This is a genomic window from Coleofasciculus sp. FACHB-712 (assembly GCF_014695635.1).
Taxonomy (GTDB): Bacteria; Cyanobacteriota; Cyanobacteriia; order Cyanobacteriales; family FACHB-T130; genus FACHB-T130.
The window spans coordinates 1-2,127 of sequence record NZ_JACJOQ010000016.1 but is presented as its reverse complement, the minus strand read 5'-3'; the positions used below and the strand labels follow the sequence as shown (position 1 = coordinate 2,127).

The window sequence follows — 2,127 nt, the reverse complement described above, 5'->3', positions numbered from 1 at the left end:
CCTTGCAGCAGCGCTTCGTCCTTTTGCAGGGAAAGATTTAAGCGCTGCAAGTAGGGTAAAGCTTCCGGACCCGTACTGACTAAGGTTTGCCCAATTGTCTCCATCAAAGCAGGTACCCTTTCTTGACCCAGCAAATCTACTAAGAAGGGAATCGCCCGCGAGTCGTCCAACCTTGCCAGCGCCAGAATAGCACTCCGTCGTTCTTCTAATTGGTTAGGGGAAGATTGACTTAACCGCTCGACCAGCGCCAAAAACACTTTGTTATTCTGTTGCTTGGACGAGCGCCAATTTGCCTGACTTTGAATGTACATTTGAGTGCCGACGAAGGTTCCCAAGACAGCACTCATGCAAGAAAAGCCGACAATTATCAGCGTCAGACTGGGGTTTTGGCGCATCCAATCCCAAAGACGCAGCGATCGCTTGGAAGAGGGTTTGGAAGATTGAGAAGTCAGGGCAATGCTTGTGATGGTTTCCCTTGCTCGCTTCGCTGGCTGTTCGGTTCCCGGCAATTGGTTTAACTGAGGAGCATTCCGCGACCGATCGGGTACAAAAGCCCTGGCTCCATCGATGACAAAGGTTCCAGCGATTCTATCGTGCAAGGTGCGACGTTCGGGATTGAACAGCGCGATCGCATTTTCCCCCAGCCACATCAAAGCAGACAATCCCAGCAAAATCCCCAAATCTGGAAAAGCACCGCTGTAGCGCCAAATCAGATAAGCCGTCGAAAGCGGCAATCCCCACCTGCCGACTCCCTCTCTCCAAATCGCGCGAATCAATCCCGGCGGGTCGCCTGATTCTTGCACGACTTGGACGCCTAGCCAGCGCTTGGGCGAGGTTTGTCCGGTTTTTCCCAATTTATACAGTTGCCAGCCTACGACCAGGACAGGAGCCACCAGCGCCCCGCACCAAAACAAATTGGTGAGTGGAGCAACTCGTTGGTTGCTTGCGCGTCGGGGAATTGCCAACGTTTGAGCGATCGCATCCTCGGTGGTTGCTAACACTGGGTTGAGAGGAACGGTTTCCGGAGAGACACACGCGCCAGCATTCGTACAAAACTTGGCGGCAAGACCGATGCTATAGGGAACTAAAGCACTCGCAACCACCAGCGAGACTTCCACAATCGTGGCAGCACCCCGTCGGGTACCCAGTGGTAGTCGGTGCATCTGTATCCGCCAAGACGGGCTTTTGCGATTCGAGCTTTTTTTCACGCTTTGGGTAGCCATTCGAGCATTCCACAAATAGCAGTTAGCTGTTCGCTTCTAGCAAATTTTGTCCGGGCAGGCAACCCTTATTTTGCTGGTAAAGATCCGCATTAGTAATGAACCTGCCCTACGTCCTTAGACGACTATACCCGTCCGGAGTCCATAGTCCTCATTGCTACCCAAAAAATTAAGACTTGCTAATCGGGGGACTTGGGGGCAATAAACAGTTTGTACGCCAAATACACTAACCCTGCCAAGATGCCGAGACTAATCAGGGATGCAACTAGATACAAAACGCTTCTGATTAGCCCAAAACCAACCAAAGCCGCGACGGCGACAACAGCAACTTTACCAGCACCAGGAAGCCCTTGAAACCAGTTAGCAATTTTGTTGAACAGAGACTGAATTGATTGAGATTCTTTAGGTTGAACCTGGAGAGGTTTCCCCGGTTCGGTTTCTATCATTGGCGCGGGAGGGTTGCTCTGATTGATTTGAGCATCTAGTTCTTGGAGTTTACGCTCCCAGTCTTGATTTTCTTGAGGATTCATCTTTTGTTTTTATAGTGAGTGACGAAAATGACGGTTACAAATGAAAAACTGACAGTCAAGCATGTATTGTCTTGGTGATTTAAACAAAAGTTTGTTTTAGCAACACCATGACTTAAAAAAGAAGAAATTTTAGCGCCCTCTCAGATACGTGACACTTTAAGAAAAGGAACACACTCGAAACACCTTTATTTACTTCTGTAGGACACTTATAGTAAGACTTCCTTAAAAAGGCAAGGGGATGACGAAATGAAGATGCTTCGCAAATGGATAGTTATTCCCACAACCTTGGCGTTAATCTTAACAGGCGCTGGGGCGGCTCGTAGTGATGCCCCAGTGTTAGAACTGTCGTCGAAGTTGTCGAACGATCCGGTCGTCCT

General features: G+C 49.4%; 2 protein-coding genes. Both read right to left on the bottom strand.

Features of this window, described 5'->3' with window-relative positions:
* Positions 1-1,223, bottom strand: a 1,223-nt coding sequence (locus tag H6F50_RS00190; protein ID WP_190424965.1) for an RDD family protein, incomplete at its 3' end; no start/stop codon positions are given.
* Positions 1,224-1,399: 176 nt separating this feature from the next.
* The gene (locus H6F50_RS00185) at positions 1,400-1,750 is read right to left on the bottom strand and encodes a hypothetical protein (RefSeq protein WP_190414387.1); all 351 of its coding nucleotides are present in this window, start codon (positions 1,748-1,750) and stop codon (positions 1,400-1,402) included.
* Positions 1,751-2,127 lie beyond the last annotated feature (377 nt).

Coding starts and splice junctions, on each gene's coding strand:
- H6F50_RS00185 (WP_190414387.1), bottom strand. CDS start 1,750: ATGAATCCTCAAGAAAATCAAGACTGGGAGCGTAAACTCCAAGAACTA.